Genomic DNA, 22,581 nt, shown 5'->3' on the forward strand with positions numbered 1-22,581 from the left:
TACAACTTTTTATACAGCGAATAGCCCGATTGGATAACGAACAGTTTCTCGAAAAGCGTAAATTTATCATTAAGCTAGGTAAGGCTTTACATAAGTTTGGCACACCCGCTTACCGTCTTGAAACCCATTTACAAACCGTTTCTCGGACGCTCGGAATCGAAGGTTATTTTTTAATCTCGCCGACCTCCATGACCTTCGTATTACAACACGATACCGATCAAGAATATAACCATGTTGCGCGGGTAAAACCCGGCGAGTTGGATTTAGGTTCTCTCGCCCGCACCGATGAACTGGTGGATGAACTCACCTCAGGTAAACGCACGCTCACCGAAGCCTTAGACAGGCTAGAGGAAATTGCCAACAAACCCAACCCCTACGGCCCAGCACTAACTTGTTTTTCCTTCGGCACCTCAGCAGCGGCATTTGCCATGTTGATGGGCACAGGGTGGAACGATGTTTTTTGGTCTGGTTTGTTAGGCTTGCTAGTCTATGGCTTTGTATACCGCGCCGAGCGCTCGACTCGCATGGCAGAAGTGTTAGAGCCATTCGCGACGATTGTTTGCGCCATTGCCGCCTGCGCCATTGCCCGCATCGACCCTAATATTAATATTCCGGTGGTGATCCTCTCCTCCATCATCATCTTTATTCCCGGTTTAGCCTTAACCTTGGGGCTTGCTGAGCTGGCGGCACGCGATTTGATTTCGGGCACAGCGCGGATCATGGATGCCAGTATGCTGTTATTTAAGCTATATTTTGGTGCAGTGTTGGGGATGGCAATTGGTAAAGCCTTCTTCGGTGAGGCCATTTATATTGAACCGGAAGGATTGCCTCGCTGGGCGATTTGGTCGGCGGTGCCCATCCTTTCTATGGCGCTGGTGTTCATCTTTAAAGCACGGATGCAAGATTCGCCTTGGGGCGTTCTAGCGGGAATTGTCGCATTTTTCTCCGCCATGTTAGGAGGACACTTTTTTGGTGATTCGGTGGGGATATTTTTCGGTGCCCTAGCCGTAGGAGTTTACTCCAATCTTTATGCCCGTTGGATGAAGGCTCCCGCCTCAATTGCATTGCTGCAAGGCATTGTGATCTTAGTACCCGGCAGTAAAACCTACATAGGGCTGAACGCGCTGATCTCCGGCGAAACTATGCTTAACCAATCCCATATTGGCTCACAGATCTTTTTGATCTTTATGTCGCTTATCGCCGGACTGATTTTTGCCAACGTCGTAGTACCACCAAGGCGTACGCTATAACATTCATCCTCAGGGCTGGCGCCAATTCCAGCCCTATTCTTAAAATAACCTTATGAAAAATCATAATCTTATTAAAATGTTTACTTGACTAATCGTCATATCCCGTGTGTTATTAAATTGTAAAGCACAGCAGAACCTTAAGCTGTCGCCATCCAGTTTACGGGAGTGGTTTTATGCAGAAGTTTACCCTGTATGCATCGATTCTACCTTGTTGCCTCTGTGGTCTAGTCAACCTAGCCACAGCGGATGAGGCTTTGCCTAAAACGCCTCCCGAGGAAGCCCCAAAAAAGGTCAGCAAAATTGTCGTGGTGAGCAACCCGATCTTCGACGAGTCAGATCCCGATGCATTTTTTATCCACCGCTGGGCAAACTATCTGCATATAAATACCAAGGAATATGTGGTTCGCGATAAGCTTACCTTTAGCGAAAACGATACGGTCACCCAAAAAGATCTCGATGAGTCTCAACGTTTACTGCGCGCCGAACCCTATATTCGTGATGCCAAAGTTTATACAAGTGAGAAAGATCCCCAAACGGATTCTCCCCTCGAAGATGAATCCATTATTATTGAAACTTGGGACAACTGGTCGCTACTGCCAACGGCCAGCTTTAGCAGCTCAGGAGGAGACACTCGTTATTCCTTTGGCGTAAAAGAAGATAACCTTCTAGGTACTGGCATTCGCACCCGCTTAAAGTATCAATCTAACGAATCCCGCACTGGCTATAAGTTTGCCTTTGAGGCACCCGTGAGTTTTATCGATCACGGCATTGTCGCCGCTGAATTTTATGATAATAGTGACGGCCAAGCTAAACATGTGTACGTGAGCAAGCCTTTCTATTCATTGAATACTGAGACCATGTACTCGGCCGAGTTTTTAGATGATAGCCGCACCGATATTTTGAGACAAAATGGGCAAGAGGTGAACGAGTTTGCCCACACTGTCGATTATCTTAATTTGCAATATGGTTGGTTACTCAATAGAAGCAACGACAATCTGTCTCGCTTTATTGCTGGCTTTACCCAAGACAAACACGAGTTTGCCAATTCAGAGGTATATCCTAACTCAGAGTTACCACAAGATAGGGACTTTATGTATCCCTGGGTTGCCTATGAATATGTTCAAGATGATTTTCAGATACTGAACAACGTGCACCTGATCCGTAATAATGAAGACTTTAACTTAGGATGGCATCACTATATCCAACTCGGTATTGAAACCAATGATATCGGCGACAATAACCCAGTGGGTTACCACTTTAAATGGCAAACCACTAGAGGTTATAAATTTGATGAACATCTTTGGTTACTGGAAATGGGCGCGACCAGCACTCTAGGCACCACGCAAAAAGATACTTTTCAGGCTAATGTACAAGCGGAATACTTCTATCAAATCAATCCAAAATGGATTGCATATGGCAAAGCTTGGGCAAGCCTGTCCAATAATACCTATCTCGATCTAACTCAAGGACTTGGGGATGAAACTGGAGTACGAGGTTATCCCAACGAATATCAACAAGGGGATAACCAATGGTTATTTACCGCCGAAATCCGCAATTATCCGAATATCAACTTATACCAATTAGCCGAACTCGGCTGGGCAGTCTTTGCGGATGTAGGCCAAGCCTCTGGTGGCCCCTTAGCCGACAATAACGAAGTCAACGGCCCGCTCGGTAGCATAGGTATTGGCGCGCGGATTTATTCATCTAGATCCAGCTACGGCAACGTCGCCCATATCGATTTTTCGGTACCTTACACGGGGGGCGATTCAGTAAACAGTTGGGAATGGCGATTCTTAGTCAAACAAAGCTTTTAAGCTATTTAGTTGACAGAATATTAGCCTTAGAGACGCTATAAACCAGTTTAAATCTGGCCGATAAGAGCGATCCCTATGGCTCACTTTTAGTGATTTTTAAGTAGGCTATATTCTTCTAATCACTAAAGGGGTATTTATATTGATCAACAAAATTGGATTATCATCTCTGCTATTACTTCAGCCTTTAACCGCTTTTTAGTCGAGTATTTTCATTCTCAAGTTCATTTAAGCAAACCACTGACACTGTCCCGATCCCACTAAATTTAGCTCGCCATTGAAACCAGCCACATCAAATATCTCACCAGTTCATAGCCTCACAAGTATTTCAATCCGAGGCGCATAACGCAGAAAGAGTTATTCCATTTTAAGTCAATCCCACAGGAAGCAGGATGCCTTTGAGGCTGTCAGATGTTTACTGCTTGGTAAAGCGCTTATGCTGCGCTCAAGGCTTTTGGCAGAACCCATTATGCCTTCAAGCCTTCACCTTGCCTAAAGTGCTTTGTACTCCGCGAAATGAACAGATATTGAATACGATTGGTATGGTACATCACACAGTGATGCGCTCAATAAATGAGAGGGATAAATGCTGCAGAACAGGATTCCGCGACAATTTAAATAGATAAATTCCAAAGACGAAAAAGCCCTAACATTGCTGTTAGGGCTTTTCGAAATGTTGGCGGAGCGGACGGGACTCGAACCCGCGACCCCCGGCGTGACAGGCCGTGCAGATATGGTTTTTAGTGCGTTACCTATTTTGCCTAAATTGTTGTCAATTGATTTAATTAGCAATATTCGAATGACAATCGGACTAAACATTAACGACTATTAACAACAACTTGGTGGTCACAGTCACGAAAACCAGTCTTTTCACTGATCAACATTTGATCGATTTTGATAACTAAAAATAGTGTTAACTTCATATTTAAAGCAAATATGCAGTCACAGAGAGCTACATTCTGTTAACCAAAATGATTTTAAAATAGTAAGACAGGCATGGTTTTTCAGTGAGTGTAATCTTGAGCTTGTCTCCAAAATTGATTGAACTAGTTGCCCCCCGATATCACCAGTAACCGTGCTAACAACAGGTGTTTCCAGTTAGTGAATTGTCATTGCAGGACTAGGAATGATCCATTGGAAAGTTAAATAATTCACAACTTTAGGGGCTTGTTCATAAATCCGATTATGGAAAAAACCAGATCACGATCACATAAATCGATCTTTTTACTGATCAACTTTTGAGCACACTTGGGAGGTGAAAAAGTGAGCCCTATATTAAAGGAAGGACGCAATCACAGGAAATGGAATTCTGATGGCCCAAATAATTTTAAAGCTCCAAAAGAAGTATCAGGTGAACTTACATCCAGCAGCGAGAAAAGCTTTCGATGTAATGCAATCATTACCTGGGTTATGTAATCTACATGCCTTACCTGCAATTATCAGGTCTGAATTTGCCTCCCAAACAATAAATTGTTTGGAGTACATAGATTCGAAAGCCAGCATCAATAAAGCAAACCACCATACCAGAACATTTCAGTTTTACAGTCCTATCTGGGCAGCACTTTTTTGGGAAAATGGTCGCCCACCAGAAGGTACTCTTCTGGTTTTAGAAACAAAGATTCAAGATCAATTGACGCCTGAAAGCGTCGAGAAAAAAGCATGGTTATCACTATTGCAACTGCTAAGTCTATCCATCAATTCTAAATATGTTGCCGCCTTTATTGATGACTGGCGTCAAGGCCTACCAGAGCAGTTTTCACGAGAACTCTTTGGGAAGAATACACTACCTGACCAGCTATTTTGTGATTTGTTATCTATCTCGAGAGGCACTCTGGTTCAGCAGCGCCAGCGCCAGTTTCCTAAATGCCCAATATCTGATTCTGTCGATATTCTCGCCGAATTAGCAATGCCATGGGAGCCTAAATAATGACTCCTCCTGCACGCAACACCAGCAAAAAATTAAAGGAATTTTTAAGCAAATATTTTGCGCCAGAGCATTTAAATCCAGAGCTCAAGCAAACGCTGTTAATGCAACTAGCCTATAGTATTCAAGCATTTCCAGCAGGCTATTGGGAACAATTCGAACTAATAGATAGGCTAGTAAAAATTCTGATAACAAAAATGCCTTCAGGCTCCGTCAGTAACACTGAAATATTTGGAATTTTAAAGAAAAATAAGCATCTTACATCATACCCATTTGCTGCCACCATTTGTGCAGTGTTACCCCCCAATGCCACACCACAATGGAGAACGAAATACACGTCATACCAATCGATTGTTCTTATCTGTTGTTTCATCCGCTATACCCATAACCAGCAACTCGCAACCTCAGGAAATGAAAATGCATTACGCGAGCTACGTCTGGTAGCGATGGACCCCAAGCATCGAAAACTATTAGATATACTGCCAGAATTGGATGACGCATCATCAGTTGAACTACTGGTGTCAAAACTTAAAGAACTACGAAAGGAAAAATATCCTGCCCCGCAAGAATACGGCCTTGGCTACTTGGAGTTAGTGCTTAGAGAAGCAGTATCAGGGAGCAAAAGACGACGAAGAAGAATTAGAATACCTCCTATTTCAGACCCTGACACCTTCATCGAACTTAATCCCGTTGATGCATTTGAAGACGCAGGACTTGAGGTTAAAGAACTATGTGTTGCATCCACAAAACCGACGACCGCTCAAGAACGAGATGAGGCAATATCGGTAACAGCCGGTCGAACATTTCGTATTGAAGATAAACCCTTAACGAATAAACTAAAAACAACTCCTTCCCCATCCTCAAGAGCTGTACGGGCTATACAGCATAAGTGTCTGACCGAAAAACTCGGCATTATGCAGTTATCCTTAAATTGTAGTTACAATCAACTGACCGAATGGGATATATGTCATCTCATTCGTTTTACGACCAATGGAATTAACACTGGAGTAAACCCAGATAGCTGCTCAACCCTACTGCTGTGCCTGCTATGCGGTCGAGATCCTATCTCCCTAGGACAATCTTCAAATACATTTTGTCTCACACATTACAAAAAACACCCTTGCATATCTCTAACCCACACAGTGCCAGCAAGCAAACAAGATGTAAGGCTTGAAAAATGTTTGAACAATATAACAAACCATTTGGTGCTGCCGCTCCCTCAATTTTTACAAGATAAGCTTACTCAAAACGTGAGCACGACAGACTTGAAGTCCGTCATTAATGACATCAACAAGCAACACCGATGTCGTTTAAGTCTCGGAAGAATCACCCGTTTTCTTGAACACTGGTATATCAATAATGGACTAGATCGTGCCGAAGTTGGACTCATAAAGGGGCGAGCCCCCCGAAACCAGCCAGCACTGAGCTATTCAAATTTCGATGCAGATAAACTGATTGAAAACCACCACAGATACGTGAGTTCAATCTTCGAGATGGCTAAGATCGCTTCGCAACTCCCCGAAGTAAAGCCCATCAAAAAGCAACTGGGAAGTGCATTACATCTCCCTCCACGGACTCTACACAATTTTTTTCGCGTTTTGAGGAGTCAAATTCCTCGCCCGCGAAAGCAATCTTTGGAAGAACTCACGACACTACATAATCACTATGTCTGCTACGTATGGGCACTTTTGACGTTTGCAACCGGTCACCGCGATGTTAATGCACCAATGGGGCAGCGTACCGATTACAACAGCCATAACAATACCTGGTGGATAAGCGATAAAGAAAACCGACATGGGATATCTGCTAGAACGCTGATACTTCCACAGACAGCAGTAAAGCAACTTGAACATTATCTACAACATCTTCAAGAGTTGAAAAAACGCAGTCAACTCATCGCAAAAGATATTTTCAAACGTGCAGACGAGGCAATGACAGGCCGCGGAAATCTCCTATTTTTTATAAAACATCAAGAACAGGACAACATCCCCAAAATTACGCAAGAACTCACGCCTGCCAGAGTAAAAGCATTTCTTGGAGACCAGTTACCCTGGCCTGGCAACTGGGGGAGGCATCACATGCGCAGCGAATTAAAGCGTCTCGGTGTTGCTCCGGCAGAAATAGATGGTTGGATGGGACACGAAGATATTGGAGAAGAATCAATGGGTCGTCATAGCATGCTATCAACTCAATACCTCAACCGTATTGCTCAGCATATCGAAACGCTACTGAACACACATGAAATTACGGTGGTTGACGCATGGAAAACCCACTGATCCTTCCACATGAACAGAAATCCCTAGTACTGTTATTGGGGCATCAGTCCAGAACTGCTGCTCGGCAAAAAAGTCATATAACGATAATAAAACAAGCTCTGGCCGTACTTGAACATCATCTACCTGAACTGTTTGAAACACCACCGAAATACGACCGATTTTCGGCTGTTTGGCCACAGGTTGACTCAGATCTGCGAAAGGTCCTCAAATCGGAAACAGCTTACCGCCGAGGATATGCTTTTATCTGCAGACAACTAGAAACGGGTAACCGACAGGGACTTTGGCAGATCAATCCTCCCTCAGACTATCTCACCCTTCGTAGAGTTCGACCGCTTAGAAATTTGACTTGGCAACACAATACTTCTGTTTTCGCATCAAAAATTGACGGTTTGCTAGACAAGTTTGATAAAACATCCGATCCCCAACAATGCTTTGCCAGATTGCTGATGAGTTGCATTTGCTATGGTGGTCTGAATCGACCTAGGCTATGGCCCGCGCTGGCGAAGGCATTAAATAGCGATAAACCATTAAATGGCAATAAAGACCTTTGCTGGCTAACGTTGAGACCAAGTCCAGGGCAGAGCTTTGCCAGTAATCTTTACACCGTTCAAGACGATTTCGAACCTAATAAAGCTCAGGTCGAGGTTCATTTTTTCCCCGATCCAATAAGTCTCGGGCTAATAAAGCCATTTCTAAACAGCCGAACAAGAAGTTGGCGCCCCCCAAAATCAGTCAAACAATGTTTAGAGATAATTAAGTCAGAACTTAAACTCATTCTTCCAAAAAAACAGTTTCAACAAGGTGGGATTTGTTTTGCAGAGGCTCAGCCTAATGTCGAGTTACCACAAGTGTTGGTAGAGTATTCGTTGGGACGTCAAAAAAGCGCATCCCTACCCAATGCCTACTGGTTAAGATTATTTAAAGGTGCAACGGGACCTTGCAACGTAAGAAGCTTTGCTCAATTCAAGAAATGGTATAATTCAATACAAGCAGACTCTTCAGTAACATCGCCATCACACCGTTTTAAGCTAGGTAACCGATACCTGCTTAACCAAATAAGAGAAATATTTAAGCAGAATAACGCCAATCCCCAAGGAAAGCGCCAAGTTGTTCTTCATTTACAAGAACTAACACAAGCAAGCCTCTGCCCTAACGAAGAGATCCTGCTTCAATGGCTAATTCACCACCTGACTACTGAGAAAAATGAAGTATCAACAGCGAATAGGTACTTTGGAGCAATTGGAGGCCACTGGTTGGCTGCGACCGCAGAAATTGACTTATACAGCCTGAGCAGTGAAGACTTTATCGAACTTTATCAAGAAATTTTGAATCGTACTGATAGTCAACATGAACTGCACTATAAAGCGCGTCGGTTTGAGAACCTACATTTATTCGCACAACAGAGATTTGATCTCCCTCCTCTTAATCAGCCACTCAGCGAAGGTAGCAATATTACTCCCCATGTAAGTGCAGCCATTATTGATGAGCCACTGTTTTCAGCCCTGCTTCGCCAAATCGATTACATAGACGATTTAGACCATGCAGCCCAACGGATGTTAAAATGCTATTTGCTCATTGCCTATCGTACAGGTCTTAGACCCGGTGAAGTCGCCAAACTGCGTCTAAAAGACATTGAGCCTTCCTCTATCGGATGGCTATTTGTTCGTGAAAGCCGCCACGGGCATAACAAAACCGACTCTGCACTTCGAAAAGTGCCTTTATTTCCTTTGTTGACCGACAACGAAAAAAGTTTAATGGAAAGCTATCTTAGGGATCGCCTTATGGCTTGCCATAAACGTTATAACGAATTGCTCTTTCACGAAGAGGCTAATCCCTTTCATGTTGTCAATACTGGCCAAATCTCCTTGATGGTGAAAGAGATATTGTCTCAGTTAACCGGCGGAATTTATTATCGTCTATATCATTTTCGCCATACAGCATTGTCCAGACTTCAACTCCTTGCCCATGATGACTTAATCACATTACCTGAAGTTATCAAGACGATGTTGCCATACCCACCGTCACAAAAAAGGATAATATCTAAACTGATATTTGGTGAAGACCGGTTACGAGACAGATATTCTGCGCTGGCAGTGTTTGCTGGCCATAGCAGTCCAGACACCACATTCAGAAACTATCTACATTTTACCGATTTACTGCTGGGCAGCCATTTGGCAATAAACGCTCAAGAAATACCTGAAGACACCGCAAATATTGTACTTGGAGTACGCCCACACCGTTATAAAGTGATGCAAAAATCAGGAAACATCACTCCTGTGCGTTTGCTGCCATTTTTTAGAAAGCGGCTAGTCCCTTTTATGGGCCCGGTGAGCGGCATTCGCCAAAGTACAATCCGCCAGAAAAATCAGGTTGTAAAAAGCAGTCACTACAATCAGGCCTTGGCGGTACTCAGGAGTATTGATCTAGGTCATGACTATCAAGACGTTGCCTTTCAGTATCGCCTCACTCCTGAACGCGTTAAACGCTGGATAGATGCTGCAACTGCACTTCGGATGTTAAAAACACCACGAGGTATTGGCCGATTATTTTCAAACAGACGTTGTAATGCGCTGCTACCCGCAGACCCCATTGATATTTCTGTTCGAAAGGATATTTATTCAGCCCTACAAGTATGTCGCGAACTCAAGTCGAGTCAAAAAGGAAACGTCGAATTACAATGGGCTATTCAGTATTACTTAACGCATACAACCAGCAGTAACCCGTCGATTTTCTTTAACAAAACAACAGAGTTTCAGCGATTTATGGCAGTGGTAAGCAAGCTTTTTACTTGGAAGCGCTGGCACCTTAGACTGCATTATCAATATGGAAAACCCTATAATCAGTGGAAATGCCACCGCAACCTTCAGATAACCTGCTACACGTTACAGAAAATAAATGAATATCCAGAAGGATCTGGAGCATTATTTTTACGGCACATAAAAACACGCGGCGACGAAGCAATAAGCCAATATTCCTCCCCGGCACTGAAAACCTTATTCCACCAGCTGGCGATTATCCTGTTCAAAGCGGAGCAAATAAAGCAATGGGAACAGAGTTAATGTCACCAAGCTTCATCCGAGCCGCTTATACCATTGATCGTTCATAGCAGAATGAGCGTACCAATGATGTGGAGGCACATCTGCAAAAGCGGTGCGCCAATGGCATACTTCCATGGAGAGATTGTCGCATAGTCTCACCATAGAGGCCGGAATATATGCCTCAGAGCGGCGCCCGATCTTGACCGACAAGCAACTACTCAACGCCTCAAAAATCTTGGGGGAATTTCGATACAACAACGCTAATGGCTCAGCCAACACCATAAAATTGTATGACTCGTGTGAACCTGCAATGCCATCCCGACTATCTGCATTATAAAAAAGGTGAATTTTACCTATATCATGTAAAAGGCCTCCAATAAAAGCGACGCATACACTTAAAGGCCCAACATTGTATCGCCAGCACAGCATTGCCGCCGTAACAGCCACCTCATGGCTATGTTCCAGTAATCCACAAGCATGATTATGATGATGACTTCGGCTCGCTCTAGCGTTAAAAAACTGCCCCATCAGCTCATTGTTGAGTAATACCGCTAAGTAAAAACGTCTTAATGCCTCATCATGGATAAGTCCCAAAATCCCCCAAATATCGATAATGATTGACTCACAACCTGCGGGGACAAGTTTAAAATGATGATGCACAGCAGCTTTATCGGTAACCTCATGGATATTCAAGGTTATTTTTACCCGCTGCAAATCATTGCTAGGGCTCCACTGAACCATCACTAGCTGCCCCTCAGGGTTTATACCTTCCATAATATTTGGGGATAGCTCTAGTGAATAAGACTGCCTTAAGCAGCTAAATTGCCACAACTCTACCTGTTTTCTCCGCTCTATCAGATGTACCCAGGCCAAGTCATCAGCATTATTTGTTCGGGATTTAATATTCATTTTGACGACTCCCCTTTTGGACCATTACCAATCAACCGTTCAAACGCTGCGCCATCTTGCCCTAATAAATTAGGTACATAGCGAGAATACACTCTAAATAACATCCCCGTATTGGCATGTCCTAACTGCCGAGCAATCCATTCTGGGCTCTCTCCTGCTGCAAGCCACAGGGTTGCAGCAGTGTGTCTGGTCTGGTAAGGATTTCGCTTTTCGAGTGCCAAACTTTCTAGCAGTGGATACCAAACACGCTTGGTCACATTCCGATGGCTCAGTGCGTCTCCACGGCGGTTACAAAAAACGAATTTGCTCCGAATTTTGGTTAGCTTACTTTGGGCCTGAAGTGCTTCATATACAGGCTGATTCATTGCAATCGCGCGGTCTGAACTTGACGTTTTAGTTAGGCCAAGGCTGCCACGAACTAATGACTGGCGGATGTGGATCAATCTGTTCGTAAAATCAATATTTTCCCACGTCAGACCATCGATTTCCCCTGTGCGCATACCTGTAAAAAATCGAACGGTGTAGTAAGGGCGAAAATCATCTCTTACACCCTCGATAATCCGATATACCTCTACCAACGAAAATGGTTGAATATCCGTTCGCGGCATAGGTAACGCTTTGATATTTCGCCAAGGGGTCTGAAAACCAAAGCGCTCAGCAGCCTCATTTAGGATTAATCGTAAATAAGTCATGATGTGATTGATTCTTGAAGCTGACAGCGAGCGATTTGTGAGTGCATCGACCTCACAAAGACTTAGACGCAAACCCAGAATATCCTGCTTACAGATAGTGGCTATCATCTTAGTCCCCATTGCGGGTATGAGGTGACACCTTAAGATCCCCTCTACCGTCTCAATTTGACTCTCGCGCCATTCTACCCGCTTCTCGTCCAGCCAAAGATTAGCAAAGGCACTAAACAACATGCGCCCACCAGCAGCATGGAATTGACTGAGTTTAGCTAACTGAGTGAAGTGTTCGACTTTAGGGCTATTTGGAAAATGATGCCGATAATCAAATGAACCAGCTTTCATTTGCTGTTCCAGCATTAACAACAGTTTATTTAATTTTTGTCGATTCGCCGGAGTATCGGCAAGACTGGTCTGCTCTCGGCAACGTACACCCTTATAGCGAAAATCTAGATAAAGTTTGCCATCTCGGCTATTTACAGTTCCCATGGCAACCCCCTAGTTCAGCTGATTTATCAGATCATGGGCAGAGGCTCCAAGCAACATAGACTCCTCAACTCGTTCCCATATGTAGAGAATTTTTCTTCCGCCAAAGGGCCGGATGTAATGCACACCTTCAAAGAGCACCGCATCCTTTAAACATTGGCGAATAGTACGAACGTCATAGCGGATACGCGCAGATAGTTCTTCAGTTGTAAGATAGGTATATGGCATAATCAAACCTCGCTTTTTTCTCTTCTAAAAACAAAATTGACCCACAGAAGAGAATTTAGCACTAAAACCAATCATTGCAAGTCATTTTTCTCTTTTGCAGGTATTTTTTCTTCTCAAGGAGGATTTTATGGTAAAGTGTCACTTGTCTCGGATCTTGGGCGAGAGAAAACAAAAAATAGCTGAAGTATCACGAGATACAGGTATAAACAGAAATACCCTCCACCGTCTCTACAATGAAACGGCGACAAGAGTGGAACTTGATGTAATTGAGGTACTTTGTAAGTATTTAGATATACAGGTGGGTGATCTGTTTGAGCTCGATAAGTCCAATAATTAATATTGAAATGTGTGTTACGCAATGAATGTAAAGCATATTTTCTAGCATACTCAGCTATCCACAGTCTCACTGCGGATAGCAAAATGCGCTTTATATTTTATTAGCAGCTTCTTATCTCTCTGTAACATAAAGATGTGTCTGGCAGTCTGGACAGGGGTTAACCTTATTACGAATACCCATAAACATTTTGCCGCAACCAAGGCACTGACATTTGAGCTGTTGATGTGCAGGGATAGGTAAAACATGGCTCCCCGTAGTTAATTCTTTCAGTGCCTTATTGATATCTTCATCTCTCTTAGCAATACACGCCTTCTCTCGGGGATGATAATACCAATCTTTAGCCTTGATACTTGTTTGAAGCCAGCCTAATAACTGGGCTCTGGCGGTTCCAAGTTTCCCTGCTTCGACCATCGGCTGATGATAAAAAAACGTTGATAAAGCATCGATATTGAGTGTTGCTACACCAGTATTCAACTCATGTAATAATCGTCTTTCGAGTTGGCATTTACGCCCTCGGTATTCCAAATAGATCACTAAAGAGGCTTTATTGAATTCATATAAAGCATCAACTTTATGCCCACAAAAATCAGCGTCTACCGTGAGCTTTACACCCGCAGAGCTCTTTAACTCCAGCTCTTTAAATACCATCACTTCGGGAGGAAATTGTTCTCGTAAAACCTTTGGTACACTAACAGGCTTAAAATATGCAGGTAACTTGAGTGATGCGCCTTCCCGCAGCAATTGATGGATCATCATCCTCACGGAAACTTCAAAAGAAAACTCGCAATCAACTATTTCTGCTTTAGGTGTATTTCTGGTGTGGTGAGTAAAGTGCCATTCTCGCTCATCTCCCTGATGGGCGGACAAAGGCAAATGACAAGAAGGGCAAATACAACCACAGGCAAGCCCCCGCTCGACCTCTGCAACATCTTTCCACTCGCCAGTGGTTTTATCCTGCCCGAAAGGTACACCTAATTTCATATTTGCCATCCTTGTTTAAATCAGGTCTGTCCAATAACGCCATTTCCATCTCAACCCGTGCTTTCATATATGACAGATAAAATCCCACAGAGTATCAGCGACAGACCTTTTTCACGTATTCCATCGTATCAAAAGTAAATATATCTAACGGTTAATGCACTCCATGCATTCTTGTTCATAAGCAAGTAGATGCCGGTAGAACGTTTCACCACAACTCTCACAAGGAATAAAATTAGGTGTATCAAATAATATCTGTGCCCAATCCTCATCAAAAAACCTAGAGCCAATATTGTGCCATTGACCTTCGAGCTCAGCACAAACGGAGACTCGGGGCGATGTTTCCTCAGCAATTAACATTTCAACAGCGAGTTTAGGTGCCTTGCGTCTACCGTCAAAACGCCACTCTTGTAACTCATTTCGCTCTTCAGCCGTAAATGGCGCGACTAATAATCCCATGTCGTTTAACATACTGAGTAAGTCTTCATATCGTTCAAGCTCACGTTGAAGCTTATCAACTAACAAAAACTCACCGTCAATCCCACCCGCAGCCAAAATTGCACTCATTCTGACCTGACGCTCTCTATTACAAATAGGGTGGTCTTTAACAGCCTTAAAAATCGCTGCACCGTTATCTTGCGCTAACATATTTAGCCATAAATATAATTCCGGTGGGCTCATAAGCAGCCAAGCTTGGCATTGAAACTGAGTCATGCTCTGAATAGAACATTGCGGCGCAAAGGGCATTTTTTCGATGATGGATGCAGGCAAAAATATTGAGCGACCAAAGGAGCGATTTAAATAGCGGATCCCAAATTCAATTCCCTCATCAGTCACGCAGAACTGTATATCTTCAATATCATCCGTTAACTCAACTAACTTTAGCCTCAGCAAGTCATCCGTCAATGAGCTAGGCTGTCGAGTGTTTCTTGGGAAATAAGCATCATATGACTGAATTACCTCCTCTCGGCTTACTTGAATACGTTCAAGTTCCGCAATTTTTTCATCCTTTTCTTCGATAGCTTGCTTTAAATAAGATATAGCTTGTATTTCAAATAAAGCATGAACTGCAGGCATATCAGTCTGAAGTACATCAGTCAGCACATCACAATCAAAACTGGGATCATTCAAGAAACTGATATAACGGGCAAACCAGCGCAATCCAAGCTGAGTTTCAGGGTCATCGTCACGCCAATCTCGAAGTGCGAGGTGGAACAACCGTTCGCGGTCATCCCATTCATCAAGTGCCGGATTTATCTCCGCCCCCAATCCTACCAAACGGTCCATACTGGCAAAGTCCCGCTTTTGGTAGCAATGTGCCAGAATCGGCATTGCGTTATAACCAAAACGGAATTGCCAATCGATATTCAATAATGGGTAAAAACGCTCATACAGTGGATCTAACAACCACATATGGGGTGAAAAATAATGATTCGAATCATAATGCCCTACAGATGCAGCTATTTCAGCATGCTCGTTATCCAGCATAAAATCACAATTCACTTCAATATCGGGATGCAGCAGTAATAAGTTGAATATTGCCTTGCGTTGATAAGCAACCGCCATTGCGAAGATGTTATTTTCAAAGTGATACGCGGTGAGCTCCGTCAGTGCCAATAACACAATTGTCAGTTCAATATTGTCGTTTTTAATGGCAGTCTCAAACGCATCCTGCGCTTGATCACTGTCATCAATCAGTGCATGAGCAGCAGATACAGTGTCGCATACAGCCACCGTTGTAGCGTCTGCAACGCTTGCTAGATCAGCGCTAACAATCACATCCTGCATTTTGGTTTGTAACCAGCCATCCATTTTGGCCGCTAGTAGCCATTCGATATCCAGCAGATTTTTCTTCAGAGTCATTATACTTCCCATGTTCTCTATTACCCTGCATTGCAGGTTATATCGTAATTTGTACCAATTAATGAAGTATCTAAGCTCACCTGCGGAATCCAGCCGGCGGAGTTTTTACCTCTTTATAAGTCTTCGTGACTCGGGTGAATGCAAGAGGGTCGATGTCAGCCATATTGATAGATATTTGTCCCGAACCATGCACATGAGAAATCACTTTCTCATGGTGCTGTTTATAAGGCGCCTGTATCGTTGAACCGCCATATTCACCGATGTTGCAAATCACCACATGCTGATACATGTGCCATTGCAATGCAGCCGCCATATTGTCGAAGGTTTTCACATCGGTGTTGTATGCTGCAACTACAAACAAATCGGTTTTATCCCTCAAGTCTGCGGCTAATTTGATGTCTGAGGCATCATAGCAAATAGCCCCAGTCATCTTAAAAGGTGCCTCACCGTAGCCGTGAACCTCCAAAATATGCTGGCAGGGTCTATGAGGTGAAATACCCATTTTCTCTTCGGGCTTGGTCATATGCTCCTTGCCCTGATCTCGGATAATCCAATGCCGTTTGCCGTCCTGATAACTGGGAATCAACCAGCGCGCAAAATTAACCAACTTCCCGTCTTTTTCCGTGAAAACAAAGCCAGCAAAAATGATTGAGTTTGTCTTATCCGCCAACCTTTTCAGTAAGTCTTCATCATCGGGATGTACGGCCACTTCTGGAAAAACTATCAGATCGCAGTAGGGTTTTTCATGGCTTCCATCGGCTTTCACTTTCGTTTCCAAAGTTCGCAGTGTCAGCTTACAAATTGCCGCAAGATGCTCTCGATGGACGACTCTGGCAGCCCTGTCATTGAGAGTTGGGCCATGGCGGCTGAACATGCTTACGGATGGATGAAGCTGCTGAACGGTCACAATTCTGAATGTCTCCCGCTGCTTTTTCGGGCGGTAAATCTCGGTTGGTATTGCTGGAAGATCAGACATAGTGCAAGTGAGTTGATTCAACGTCTCCAATCTGCTTTCGATGCATTTTTTCAAATCCGCGGTACTGGCTATAGCAGCGATGGCTTCGTTTTTAACGTACGTTGACTCAAAACCCGGCCACTGAAGACAATGCATCAAAAGCTCGCTCGTCCATTGGCTTACAGTGGCATATTCCCCAACCAGCGCTTCTGGGGCGTGTAACATCCCCATCCGGCGTTTGTACCAACTGCTTTTCAGACCAGAATAAGTCACTGTCGCTGATTCACGCCATCTTGTGCCGGTATAATCGGCACCGCCCAATACAGCTGCACGCAGGATACAGCCAATCCAGTAAATCGCTTGATGATCATGGTCGTCTACTATCCACGCGGGTAACGCAAACCGGGGGTCGTCTACAGCTTTATTCCGGCCAAATGAACAACTCTCAATAGCTCCCTTCCACAGTTCTTCCCAAGTGCTGCCTTTGTCCAGTTTGGCGGTGATAGCTGCCGGAGGTTGGCCGACCACCTCGTTCTTACTGTCCACAAGTTCTATCAGCTTTAGCGCCAGCTTCAATAATCCATGCTCGAGATTAAAGCTATTTGCTGACGATGAAAGTACCCGTGACAACTGTTGGCTAGAAGATTTCAAAACTGCAGGAGTGCTTGGTTCAGCCCATTTAAACTTCTGCAGTAATTGCTTTTCTTGCTGCTTTTTCAGCTGTTTCCACAGCGCCAACCAAAATGGGCCGCCACGTTTGGCATACAAGGCCAAGCCCACACCTACTGCAATTCGGCGTTGCCTTATAAAATCCAAATAAAGTGATGCATAAGAGTCAAAGTTACCAGTAATTTGGCTCGCCACTTCAAACAATGCACTTTGCTGTCGCTGATAGCGTGGTAAATCGTTAACAAGGATCCTGTGCAAGGTAAGATGCATTTGCAGCAATGGCACAGCACTATGATGTGGTGTCGGTTTATTAACCACAGCCAACAGCATCAGAGCTTGTCGGGTAACAAAGACCTTATTTTTATCTGCTGCCAATGCCTTTTGCGCAAAGCGGGAAATCAGCTCTATCAGTCGTTCAGGCTTCAGAGACTCGGGGTAATCTACCCGTTGAAAATAACCATTAAAGTCACTGGCCGATCTAAAAATATCAGCCAGTAAGTAGTCCATGATTGCTTTTGAGATCTTATCTCTTTTGGGGGTGGCCGCAAAACTGCTGCGATTGAACACCGTATTAAGAATAGGCTCGAACAGATCTGAATCAGGATAGACTTCCATCGCCTTTCGCAGCACCAAGCCAAGCGAAGGGTCCTTCATCCAAGCAAAAATCAGTTTCTTCGCCAACAACTCGTTTTCAGCTTCTTCTCGTAAAAATTCAATGCCCTCGAACGCCGACATTTTACGTTTACTTCTGGCGATGGATTCGAGTCGATTTGCAGCAAAGCGTTTTAAGGTATCGGGTCGTACGTCATGGTCAAAGTTAACAATTTGCAAAAGCCCAATATCGGGGAAATTTGCGGAATTTGAAGGGATGTCAGCTTCCTCGGTAACAAGTAAATTTTCAAGGATTGCTGTTACTGATTCAATTGAGTCTCTGTCACCTGGACCACTTAATTCTGATTGGATGGCCTTAATGCGATTGGACATACTGCCTTCGTTATCCAAATCCTGCAGCAGCGTTACTTTTGTCTTTGTCGGATTTACTTGCAAAGCTGCGCCTGCAAATACTTTCAGTTTTCTATTTATGTAGTCACTGACAAGCTTTTTCAGGTCTTCTAGCTCTACATTCTCAGCTGAGATCACCAGTCTTAAGTCATCGACATAACGGCAATAGTCCTGCAATACAACGCCTTTATTGCCCCCTATCTCTGTAAAAATGTCACGGCCCAAGGCTTCATCAAAATTACACAAATAGGCATTGGCAAAAAAACCAGAGGCTACCAGTCCCTGTGGTAACCCCAATTTGAGCGCCCGGTTAGATAATCCAGCATCTTTCGCCAATTGTTGGCTGTCAGCAGACCAACGCCAATCACTAAGCGATCGGAATCTGTCCCAAAAAGCTTCATCATCAGGTTTATTCTGCTTCTTAACAATTTTCTGCAACCGCTCAATCAGCAGCTCATTATCAATCGAATTGAAAAACTGGGTAATATCAAGATTAACCACATACACATCTTCACTGACACCTTTCGTGACAGCGACTTCCCTTCCCAGCTCCAAAGGCCGTCTTAAAAAGCTTTGGTAGTCGGTGAAGAATTTGCGGTAAGTTTCACTGTTTCCCCAGCGAAACCAAGCTTCGCGCTCGCCGTTCCAGTCACAAAGCAAGCGATTGCCATAGCTGTAAACTTTTTGGCTGCGCGCTTCGGCAAAGCTCAAATCACATCGACCCTGCTGACTTTCAACAGCGTCGGCCAAACACATCATGGCAGCAGTTGCCCAGGTTTGATCGCGAATGGATATGTGTGCAAGCGGCCTAAGTGGCGGCTTTTTACTATCCCTATGCTTAGGGCTCCAGCCTTTCTTTTCATCGAGCAGCCAAGGCTCGCTTTTTGCCGCAGGCACTAACTCAAGCTCGTAGAGCGCCTCGCCATCGTCAATTGCCTGGGCCCACTTTTTGGCATTCTCTTCTATCGTTAATGCGGAAATATCAAGTGCCAGGGTATCGGCATACCAATTAAAGGAGCGCACATAGGCATGGGTCTTTTTCCATGCCTGAGCCATCACGACTTCGTCTGTCAAATACTCCTGCGTCGGTAAAATTGCGCGATATTTGTCATTGATAAGCTTCACATAACCTCCTTGTTAACACCGCTATTGAGATACAAACATCAAACTTTTTTACTGGCGCGACTTTTCTTTGAGGGAGCTAAAACTGCACGCTCTGCTTTGATTCTTTCAAGCAAGGCCGCGGCGCTGTTGTCGCCACCGATAAGCTCGGGGTTGGCGGCGCGCCATTCGGCGGTGAGTTCACCTCTGAAGGCTTTGGCCAGAATCGACAGGGTAAGGTTATTCACCCGTGCCAGCGCCGCAGTGGCTTTTTGCTCAATGCTATCGGCAAACGAGAAGAGTTCTTCTACACGATGGCAGATCTCCGCTTGTTCATCAATTGAGGGCAACACAAATACCAAGGAGGCTAGTTCCTTAGAGTTGATGTTATTTACACCACTGGTCGATCTAGCTCCTATCTCAACCACATCCCTAACAACTCTCGAACTAAGAACATTTAAAAGAAAACTGGGTAAAACTTTTCCTTCATTACACCTGATTCGAATTAGATAACCGGCATATAGAAATCCTTCATACTTGGATTCCACTAGCGCGGGTTTTGCTACTAAATCCAAACTTCCGTTAGATCTGATAACCAGTATATCGCCAGGTTTTAGAGCCAGTGCTTTCAGTTCCTTTTCAGTAAAATCCGCAGACTTAAGATCAGATATGTCTAATTTTCTATCGCCTATGTTTGGGATTCTTATAACAGGGGTTTTTCCCCCGTTGTAGTCGCACTTTTTAGATGTGCCATATCGTATATCCGAAACCACATCTCCAATCTTAACCATTAAAGGATTAGCTACCGATATTAGCTTGCCACTAACTGCCGCGGAGAGAACGGATTGGCGGAAGCGCTTGAGGATTTCGGGGATGCGATCGAGTCGGGCTTTGGTGGTTTCCACCTGCGCCAGCAGGGTATCCAGCTTGTCGGCGATGACTTTCTGTTCGGCTAGGGGGGGGAGTGGAATACGGACATCGCTTAGCCCCTGTCTGGTTATTTGAGGTTGTGCCGATCCTGAGATAGTATCTTCAAGGCCGCGCGCTTCTAATACATGCCGTAAAAAACTAACACCTATAAGATCCACTGGTTGTTCATCTAGTGCCATAGCATTCCCATTAATGTAGGAAAATGGCTCTGATATGTGCAGATTTCCACAAGTTGCACCACGACAGGTAATCATTAATGTTGGATTTTCGTGCGTAAACTCGTTATAGAAGCCAATTTTTCCATTCGCACCGTAGACAACAAAACCTTCTTCAAGCAGATCTTTAGTTGATATTGTCTTCCATTGTTTTGGACTCACTAGTTCTGTCAGTAATGGTTTTTCCCATTCAGCAGGTATATTTTCACCAATATAACCCAGACTCATCATTCCGCCCCCAAGGCTTTCAATAACGCATCCAGCTCTTTCAGCACAGCGCTTAGCTCCTGCTTGGCTTCCCGCGCCAGCACATCAGGCTCGGGCAGGCTGGCGGCATCGACGCTGTCTTTGTCTTTCAGCCAGCTGATATCGAGCGAGTCACCCTTGTGGTCACGGATCCAGTCACGGCTGAAACAACGCCAACGGGAATGCATGAGACGGGAGTCAGCGCCCTTATTTTCATCCGCGTCAGCGATTTCCACCTGTTCGGCGCCAAAACTGTATTCGCCCTCTTCCCTCGGGCCGGTACCATCGGCGTTGGCGCCATAGACGCGCTCGAAGGGGCCGAGGTGCGGATCGCTGCCGTGGCTGTCTGCGCCATCGGAATCCACAAAACCCAGAGCCGCGTTACCAAAGGGGGTGCGCTTGCCAAAGCTTGGCATATTGGTGCGAAGATCATAGACCCAGACGTTTTGGGTGCAGTTTTCCTGCTGATATTTGTCAGTCGCGCTGCCCTTGGTGAAAAACAGCACGTTGGTTTTTACGCCCTGGGCGTAAAAGATGCCGGTGGGCAGACGCAGGATGGTGTGCAGGTTGCACTTATCCATTAAATCGCGACGAATGTCGGTGCCCTTACCCGCTTCAAACAAGACGTTGTCGGGCAGCACCACGGCGGCGCGGCCACCGGGCTTTAAGTTGCGGTAGATGTGCTGTAAAAACGCCAGCTGCTTGTTGCTGGTATCGAAGGTAAGGTCATCACGGGTGAAACTGGCCTCACCGCCCTTGCTGGTACCAAAGGGCGGGTTGGCGAGGATGATATCGGCAGCTTTAAGGCTTTTACCGGCATCGCCGAGGGCGTTGCCGAGATGCACCACGCCTTCATCGTCGCCTTCCATGCCGTGCAGGAGGCAGTTCATCAGCGCCAGGCGGCGGGTGTTGGGCACCAGCTCGATGCCGACAAAGGCTTTTTGGCGCTGAAAGCGCTGCTCGTCGGCGGTTAAATCGAACAGCTCGTCGGTGTGGGCCTTGATGTACTGATCGGCGGCAATCAAAAAGCCGGCGGTACCGGCGGCGGGATCCTGAATAAGCTCACCCGCCTGAGGGCGAATGCAGCGCACCATGCTGTTAATCAGCGCCCTTGGGGTAAAGTACTGCCCGGCACCGGACTTGGTTTCACCGGCGTTTTTCTCCAAAAGGCCTTCGTAGAGATCGCCAAGTCCATCTTTGCTGGCGCTGAACCAGTCGATTTGATCCAGCGAGCGGATAAGCTGCTCGAGGTGGCGCGGCTCACGCAGACGGGTTTGAGCATCGGCATAGATGGCGGCGATGAGCGGATCTTCATCTTTGGCCAAGTCCAGCAGCATCTGGCGGTAGTGGTTCAACAGGTTCAGGCCAGAGAGTTTAGAAAGCTGCGGCCAGCGGCAATGCTCCGGCAGGGTGTGGGCGGCAAGGGAACCGGCCTCTTCGTTCTCATGCACCATTTTGATAAACAGCAAGAGCACCAACTCGGTGACGTAATCGGAATAGTTGATGCCGTCATCGCGCAGCACATCGCAGAGGTTCCAGAGTTTCTGGACGATATCGTTATTGGTCATGAATTGTTCTCAAGCTCGGCAGGCAAACGGTGGCCAGCCTTGGCACTGAATAATGAATGGGGCGAAGAAATTCGTTGGGTGGTATGGTATCCCTTTGACTTAACAATGT

14 protein-coding genes are annotated in these 22,581 nt (G+C 45.1%); 6 read left to right on the plus strand and 8 right to left on the minus strand.

Annotated elements, in window-relative coordinates; genetic code table 11:
- The first annotated feature begins 29 nt into the window (after positions 1-29).
- The 5 genes from CEQ32_RS14530 to CEQ32_RS14550 all read left to right on the plus strand — a co-directional run bounded on the left by CEQ32_RS14530 (position 30) and on the right by CEQ32_RS14550 (position 10,320).
- Entirely contained in the window at positions 30-1,250 is a 1,221-nt protein-coding gene (locus CEQ32_RS14530) for a threonine/serine ThrE exporter family protein (RefSeq protein WP_037413798.1), read from the plus strand.
- Between the two features lie 173 nt (positions 1,251-1,423).
- Complete coding sequence (locus CEQ32_RS14535) at positions 1,424-3,064, plus strand: hypothetical protein (RefSeq protein ID WP_088586269.1); 1,641 nt, start codon at positions 1,424-1,426, stop codon at positions 3,062-3,064.
- A 1,309-nt stretch (positions 3,065-4,373) separates the two neighbouring features.
- A complete protein-coding gene (locus CEQ32_RS14540) occupies positions 4,374-4,988 on the plus strand; it encodes a hypothetical protein (RefSeq protein WP_088586270.1) in 615 nt (204 codons plus the stop codon).
- Positions 4,988-7,261 (plus strand): hypothetical protein, encoded by a 2,274-nt coding sequence (locus CEQ32_RS14545; protein WP_088586271.1) that lies wholly within the window; start codon positions 4,988-4,990, stop codon positions 7,259-7,261. Before CEQ32_RS14540 ends, CEQ32_RS14545 begins: the two co-directional genes overlap by 1 nt.
- Positions 7,246-10,320: a site-specific integrase gene (locus CEQ32_RS14550; RefSeq protein WP_088586272.1), complete on the plus strand. Its 3,075-nt coding sequence runs from the start codon at positions 7,246-7,248 to the stop codon at positions 10,318-10,320. Before CEQ32_RS14545 ends, CEQ32_RS14550 begins: the two co-directional genes overlap by 16 nt.
- 12 nt (positions 10,321-10,332) lie before the next feature.
- Here the strand turns inward: CEQ32_RS14550 and CEQ32_RS14555 are convergent, their stop codons facing one another.
- The 3 genes from CEQ32_RS14555 to CEQ32_RS14565 are packed head-to-tail and all read right to left on the minus strand — an operon-like array spanning position 10,333 to position 12,608.
- Entirely contained in the window at positions 10,333-11,208 is an 876-nt protein-coding gene (locus CEQ32_RS14555) for an HD domain-containing protein (RefSeq protein ID WP_088586273.1), read from the minus strand.
- Entirely contained in the window at positions 11,205-12,383 is a 1,179-nt protein-coding gene (locus tag CEQ32_RS14560; RefSeq protein WP_088586274.1) for an Arm DNA-binding domain-containing protein, read from the minus strand. The genes CEQ32_RS14555 and CEQ32_RS14560 overlap by 4 nt, the downstream gene beginning before the upstream one ends.
- Before the next feature lie 9 nt (positions 12,384-12,392).
- On the minus strand, positions 12,393-12,608 hold the full coding sequence (locus CEQ32_RS14565) for a hypothetical protein (RefSeq protein ID WP_014611844.1): 216 nt from the start codon (positions 12,606-12,608) through the stop codon (positions 12,393-12,395).
- A 127-nt stretch (positions 12,609-12,735) separates the two neighbouring features.
- On the opposite strand from CEQ32_RS14565, the gene CEQ32_RS14570 reads away from it, so the two are divergent.
- Positions 12,736-12,945, plus strand: a complete 210-nt coding sequence (locus tag CEQ32_RS14570) for a helix-turn-helix domain-containing protein (protein ID WP_014611845.1) — start codon at positions 12,736-12,738, stop codon at positions 12,943-12,945.
- 111 nt (positions 12,946-13,056) lie between these two features.
- Here the strand turns inward: CEQ32_RS14570 and CEQ32_RS14575 are convergent, their stop codons facing one another.
- The 5 genes from CEQ32_RS14575 to CEQ32_RS14595 all read right to left on the minus strand — a co-directional run bounded on the left by CEQ32_RS14575 (position 13,057) and on the right by CEQ32_RS14595 (position 22,472).
- Complete coding sequence (locus CEQ32_RS14575) at positions 13,057-13,926, minus strand: hypothetical protein (RefSeq protein ID WP_088586275.1); 870 nt, start codon at positions 13,924-13,926, stop codon at positions 13,057-13,059.
- Positions 13,927-14,070: 144 nt separating this feature from the next.
- Complete coding sequence (locus CEQ32_RS14580) at positions 14,071-15,786, minus strand: hypothetical protein (protein WP_088586276.1); 1,716 nt, start codon at positions 15,784-15,786, stop codon at positions 14,071-14,073.
- 76 nt (positions 15,787-15,862) lie between these two features.
- A complete protein-coding gene (locus tag CEQ32_RS14585; RefSeq protein ID WP_088586277.1) occupies positions 15,863-19,537 on the minus strand; it encodes a reverse transcriptase domain-containing protein in 3,675 nt (1,224 codons plus the stop codon).
- Positions 19,538-19,575: 38 nt separating this feature from the next.
- Positions 19,576-20,889, minus strand: coding sequence for a restriction endonuclease subunit S (locus CEQ32_RS14590; protein WP_226871829.1), 1,314 nt, complete (start codon positions 20,887-20,889; stop codon positions 19,576-19,578).
- Positions 20,886-22,472, minus strand: coding sequence for an N-6 DNA methylase (locus CEQ32_RS14595; RefSeq protein ID WP_088586278.1), 1,587 nt, complete (start codon positions 22,470-22,472; stop codon positions 20,886-20,888). The genes CEQ32_RS14590 and CEQ32_RS14595 overlap by 4 nt, the downstream gene beginning before the upstream one ends.
- Positions 22,473-22,581: the final 109 nt, after the last annotated feature.

Source organism: Shewanella sp. FDAARGOS_354, from assembly GCF_002209245.2.
GTDB classification, from domain to species: Bacteria; Pseudomonadota; Gammaproteobacteria; order Enterobacterales; family Shewanellaceae; genus Shewanella; species Shewanella xiamenensis.

Excerpts from the sequence above, each read along its gene's own strand:
- CEQ32_RS14565 (WP_014611844.1), bottom strand. The coding sequence starts at position 12,608 with ATGCCATATACCTATCTTACAACTGAAGAACTATCTGCGCGTATCCGC.
- CEQ32_RS14590 (WP_226871829.1), bottom strand. The coding sequence starts at position 20,889 with ATGATGAGTCTGGGTTATATTGGTGAAAATATACCTGCTGAATGGGAA.
- CEQ32_RS14580 (WP_088586276.1), bottom strand. The coding sequence starts at position 15,786 with ATGACTCTGAAGAAAAATCTGCTGGATATCGAATGGCTACTAGCGGCC.
- CEQ32_RS14570 (WP_014611845.1), top strand. The coding sequence starts at position 12,736 with ATGGTAAAGTGTCACTTGTCTCGGATCTTGGGCGAGAGAAAACAAAAA.
- CEQ32_RS14560 (WP_088586274.1), bottom strand. The coding sequence starts at position 12,383 with ATGGGAACTGTAAATAGCCGAGATGGCAAACTTTATCTAGATTTTCGC.
- CEQ32_RS14595 (WP_088586278.1), bottom strand. The coding sequence starts at position 22,472 with ATGACCAATAACGATATCGTCCAGAAACTCTGGAACCTCTGCGATGTG.
- CEQ32_RS14535 (WP_088586269.1), top strand. The coding sequence starts at position 1,424 with ATGCAGAAGTTTACCCTGTATGCATCGATTCTACCTTGTTGCCTCTGT.
- CEQ32_RS14555 (WP_088586273.1), bottom strand. The coding sequence starts at position 11,208 with ATGAATATTAAATCCCGAACAAATAATGCTGATGACTTGGCCTGGGTA.
- CEQ32_RS14540 (WP_088586270.1), top strand. The coding sequence starts at position 4,374 with ATGGCCCAAATAATTTTAAAGCTCCAAAAGAAGTATCAGGTGAACTTA.
- CEQ32_RS14575 (WP_088586275.1), bottom strand. The coding sequence starts at position 13,926 with ATGAAATTAGGTGTACCTTTCGGGCAGGATAAAACCACTGGCGAGTGG.
- CEQ32_RS14550 (WP_088586272.1), top strand. The coding sequence starts at position 7,246 with ATGGAAAACCCACTGATCCTTCCACATGAACAGAAATCCCTAGTACTG.
- CEQ32_RS14545 (WP_088586271.1), top strand. The coding sequence starts at position 4,988 with ATGACTCCTCCTGCACGCAACACCAGCAAAAAATTAAAGGAATTTTTA.